This is a genomic window from Methylobacterium sp. WL18, from assembly GCF_008040015.1.
In the GTDB taxonomy this organism is placed as follows: Bacteria; Pseudomonadota; Alphaproteobacteria; order Rhizobiales; family Beijerinckiaceae; genus Methylobacterium; species Methylobacterium mesophilicum.
In genome coordinates this window covers 1-4,353 of record NZ_VRVD01000403.1, presented here as the reverse complement: position 1 = coordinate 4,353, position 4,353 = coordinate 1, and the positions used below count along the sequence as shown (strand labels likewise).

4 protein-coding genes are annotated in these 4,353 nt (G+C 72.3%); all 4 read right to left on the bottom strand.

The window, feature by feature from the left end; translation table 11 throughout:
• Positions 1–34 precede the first annotated feature (34 nt).
• On the bottom strand, positions 35–1,207 hold the full coding sequence (locus FV228_RS21600) for a M20 aminoacylase family protein (RefSeq protein ID WP_147856485.1): 1,173 nt from the start codon (positions 1,205–1,207) through the stop codon (positions 35–37).
• 240 nt (positions 1,208–1,447) lie between these two features.
• Positions 1,448–1,711 carry an amino acid transporter gene (locus FV228_RS21595; protein WP_147856484.1) on the bottom strand — a complete coding sequence of 88 codons (264 nt, stop codon included), beginning with the start codon at positions 1,709–1,711 and terminating at the stop codon, positions 1,448–1,450.
• A gap of 2 nt (positions 1,712–1,713) precedes the next feature.
• Complete coding sequence (gene cueR, locus FV228_RS21590; RefSeq protein ID WP_147856483.1) at positions 1,714–2,184, bottom strand: Cu(I)-responsive transcriptional regulator; 471 nt, start codon at positions 2,182–2,184, stop codon at positions 1,714–1,716.
• A partial coding sequence (locus FV228_RS21585; protein WP_147856482.1) for a copper-translocating P-type ATPase occupies positions 2,181–4,353 on the bottom strand: 2,173 nt, incomplete at its 5' end. The genes FV228_RS21585 and cueR, both read right to left, overlap by 4 nt.

Sequence of the window (4,353 nt, the reverse complement as noted above, 5' to 3'; positions counted from 1 at the left end):
CCCGCCGGGCTCGCGCCGCCCGTCAGGCCGCCGGTCAAACCGTCCGGGGCAGCGCCGTCTCGATCAGGCGCGCCCACAGCGAAGCCCCGTACGGGGTCGCGGAATCGTTGAAATCGTAGTGCGGGTGGTGGAGCGAGGCACTGTCGCCGTTACCGATGAACATGTAGGCGCCGGGGCGGCGGCCGAGCATGTAGGAGAAGTCCTCTGCCGTCATCATCGGCGCGACGGTCCGGTCGACATTCTCCGCCCCGACCAGCGCCTCCGCCACGCCGGCCATGAAGTCGGTCTCGGCCGGGTGGTTCTCGGTGACCGGGTAGCTCGACCCGTATTCGACCACGCCGGTGGCGCCGAAGGCCCCGGCCACCTCGGTGACCAGGGTCTCGATCCGCGCCTTGACCTGGCTGCGGACTGACTTGGAGAGCGTGCGCATGGTGCCTCGCATGGTCACGCTCTGCGGCAGCACGTTGAACGCCTCGCCGGCATCGAGCGCGCAGACCGAGACCACGGCCGAGTCCAGAGGATCGAGGTTGCGCGACACGATGCTCTGCAGGGCGATGATCACGTGGCTCGCCACCAGCACGCTGTCGACGGCGTTCTGCGGCAGGGCCGCGTGGCCGCCCCGCCCCTCGATGGTGAGGGTGAAGCGGTCGGTGGACGCCATGATCGGCCCGGGCCGGATCGCGAAGGTGCCGACCGCCATGCCGGGGATGTTGTGCATCCCGTAGACCGATTCGATGCCGAACCGCTCCATCAGGCCGTCCTCGACCATCGCCTCGCCGCCGCCGCCGCCCTCCTCGGCCGGCTGGAAGATCAGCACCGCGGCGCCGTCGAAGTCCCTTGTCTCGGCGAGGTACTTGGCCGCCCCGAGCAGCATCGTGGTGTGCCCGTCATGGCCGCAGGCGTGCATCTTGCCCGGCACCGTGGAGCGGTAGGGCAGGTCCCGGACCTCCTGGATCGGCAGCGCGTCCATGTCGGCGCGCAGCCCGATGGCGCGGTTCGAATTCCGGCCGTTGCCGCGGATCACCCCGACCACGCCGGTCCGGCCGATACCGGTCTCCACCGCGTCGCAGCCGAAGGCCCGCAGCTGATCGGCTACGAACCCCGCCGTCCGCTCCACGTCGTAGAGCAGCTCCGGGTGGGCGTGGAGGTCGTGCCGCCACGCGGTCATCGTGTCGGCGAAGGCGCGGATCCGTTCGAGGGCGGGCATGGGTCCGGGGCTTTCGTGGCCTTGAGGTCTCGGCGAGAGACTCGGCCGGTCCAGCAAAGCCGGGGCCAGACGCGGCGTCAACGGCCGCGCTTGTCGCGCAAAACTCCGAACCGCCTTCGATCGATGATTTTGGACGTTGTTCGGCGGCTCAATGCGCCTTGCCGGTCAGCCACAACATGCCAAATCCAAGGGCAAGCCCCTCAAGCGGAACGGCGAGGAAACTTGCGAACTGAAGTGTCGTCATGGGTCCAGACTCCCGAGAGGGGATCGTGCCACCAGATCTAGGGTACTGCTCGACAACGAGAAAACGCCGAGCAGAATGAAAGCGCCGGCAAGGAAGCCATATTGCTCCGTGACGATACCAAGGGCCGTGATGAAGGGTGAGAGGCCGCCGACAGCGAAGACAGCAATGGACAAGCCATTGATATAAGTCGCCGTCAGCTTCGCCTGCTCGTTGGCGACAAACTTACGCCGAGCGTCCACCTCCGGTATTAAACCCGTCATTCTCACCCCCTCCGCACAGGGCTCCGCTGACCCAGACCGCGACTCGATGTTCGAGTTAAGCGCGGCCCATCCGACGTGGCGAGGTCGTCGAGGATCGGGCAATCAGGCCGCTGGTCGCCGCAGCAGCTTTCGGCGAGGCGCTCCAGGGTCCGGGCCATGCCCTCCAGCTCGCCGATCCGGCGGCGCAGGTCGGCGATCTGCTCCTCGGCGATCGCCTTCACGCCGGCGCTCGGCCGGGCGCGGTCGCGCCACAGTGCCAGCAGGTCCGCGATGGCCTCGACGCTGAAGCCGAGGTCGCGGGCGCGGCGGACGAACCGCAGGGTGTGCAGGTCCGCGTCGTCGTAGTGGCGGTAGCCCGCCTCGGAGCGGGTCGCGGGCGGCAGCAGGCCGGTCGCCTCGTACCAGCGGATCATCTTGGCCGAGACGCCGGTGCGCCGGGCCGCCTCGCCGATGGTGATGGGTCCCGCGCTCATGCCGGCCTCGGCACCGGCGCGGATGCTTCGGCGGCGGGCGCGGCCCGGCCCCCGGCCCGGCGCAGCCGCAGGGCGTTGCCGAGGACGAAGACGCTCGAGAACGCCATCGCGCCCGCGGCCAGGACCGGCGACAGGGCCGGCCCGCCGAACGGCACCAGCAGGCCCGCGGCCACGGGGATCAGCGCCGCGTTGTAGGCGAAAGCCCAGAACAGGTTCTGGCGGATGTTGGCCATCACCGCCCGGGACAGGGCGAGCGCCTCCACCAGCGCCTGCGGCTCCCCCGACATCAGCACCACGTCGGCGCTCTCGACGGCGATGTCGGTGCCGGTGCCGATGGCGAGGCCGACATCGGCCTCGGCCAGGGCCGGGGCATCGTTGATGCCGTCGCCCACGAAGGCCACGGGCCCATGCGCCGCCCGCAATCCCTTCACGGTTTCGACCTTGCCCCCGGGCAGGATCCCGGCCGCCACATCGTCGATGCCGAGGTTCTTCGCGATCCCGGCGGCGGTGCGGGCGTCGTCGCCCGTCACCATCGCCACCACGAGGCCCTGCGCCTTCAGCGCCGCCACGGCCTCGCGGGCGCCCGGCTTCACCGGGTCGGCCACGGCCAGCAATCCGGCATGGCGGCCGTCGAGGGCGAGGTGGATCGGGCTCTTGCCGTCTACGGCCAGCTCTCCGGCCCGGGCTGCGAGGTCCGGGTCCAGGGCGATGCCGAGCCGGTCGAGGTAGCGCGGCGCGCCGAGAGCCACGCGTCGGCCCGCGACCCGTCCGGATACGCCGAACCCCTCCACCGCCTCGAAGCGCTCCGGCTCGGACCTGTCGAGGCCCCGGGCGCGGGCGGCCGCCACCACGGCGCCGGCCAGCGGATGCTCGGACCGGCTCTCCAGGCCGGCCGCCAGCGCCAGCGCCTCGTCCTCCGCGAAACCCGCGGCCACGACGAGATCGGTGACCCGCGGGCGGCCCTCGGTGAGGGTACCGGTCTTGTCGAGCGCGACGACGCGCACGTCGCGCAGGCGTTGCAGGGCCGCGCCGTCGCGGAACAGGATGCCCCGGCCCGCCGCCCGCCCGGTCCCGACCAGGATGGCGGTGGGCGTGGCCAACCCCATGGCGCAGGGGCAGGCGATGATCAGCACCGCCACGGCGTTGACCAGGGCCGGCCCGAGGGCGGGGGCCGGGGCCAAGATCAGCCAGCCCAGGAAGGTCGCGAGCGCGATCCCGATCACCGCCGGCACGAAGCGCCCGGTGACGCGATCGACCAGCGCCTGGATCGGCAGCTTGCCGCCCTGCGCCCGCTCCACCAGGGCGGCGATCTGCGCCAGCACGGTGGCGCCGCCGACCGCGTCGACCCGCAGGTCGAGGCTGCCGCGCCCGTTGAGGGTGCCGCCGACCATGTGGTCCCCCGGCCCCTTGCGCACCGGCACGGGCTCCCCCGTCACCATGCTCTCGTCGACATGGCTCGTGCCGGACACGACCGCGCCGTCGGCCGCGACCCGCTCGCCGGGTCTGACGCGGACCACATCGCCGATGCGGAGTTCCGCCAGCGGCACCTCGGTCTCGGCCCCGTCGCGGATCACCCGGGCGGACTTGGGCGCCAGATCCATCAGCCGCGCGATGGCCTGACCGGTCCGGCCCCGGGCGCCGGCCTCCAGATTCCGCCCGAGCAGGATCAGCGTGACGATCAGCACGCTGGCCTCGAAATAGAGATGCGCCGCGCCCGCGGGCAGCAAGCCTGGGGTCAGGGCCGAGACCAGGGAGTAAAGGTAGGCGGCCCCCGCCCCGAGGGCGACCAGGGCGTTCATGTCGGGATGGCCGCGCAGCAGGCCCGGTACGCCCCGCAGGAAGAAGCGGCGGCCGGGCCAGGCGAGCACCAGGGTCGCCAGGGCGGCCTGGACCAGGGCCGCGGCCGGGCCGGCATAGAAGCCGGGCAGGACGTGGCCGCCCATGTGGCCGCCCATGTCGAGGACGACCACCGGGGCGGACAGCAAAGCCGCCGCGGCGAGGTCGCGGCGGAGCGCGCGGCCCTCGGCCTGCTGCCGGGTCGCGGGATCGATTCGCGGCCCGTCGTCGAGGGGGCGGGCCTCGTAGCCTGCCGCCGCCACGGCCGCCACGAGGTCGCCGGTGGAGACCAGGCCCTCCGGATGGCGGATCGCGGCCTGGCCGGTGACTAGG

Excerpts from the sequence above, each read along its gene's own strand:
- cueR (WP_147856483.1), bottom strand. The coding sequence starts at position 2,184 with ATGAGCGCGGGACCCATCACCATCGGCGAGGCGGCCCGGCGCACCGGC.
- FV228_RS21600 (WP_147856485.1), bottom strand. The coding sequence starts at position 1,207 with ATGCCCGCCCTCGAACGGATCCGCGCCTTCGCCGACACGATGACCGCG.
- FV228_RS21595 (WP_147856484.1), bottom strand. The coding sequence starts at position 1,711 with ATGACGGGTTTAATACCGGAGGTGGACGCTCGGCGTAAGTTTGTCGCC.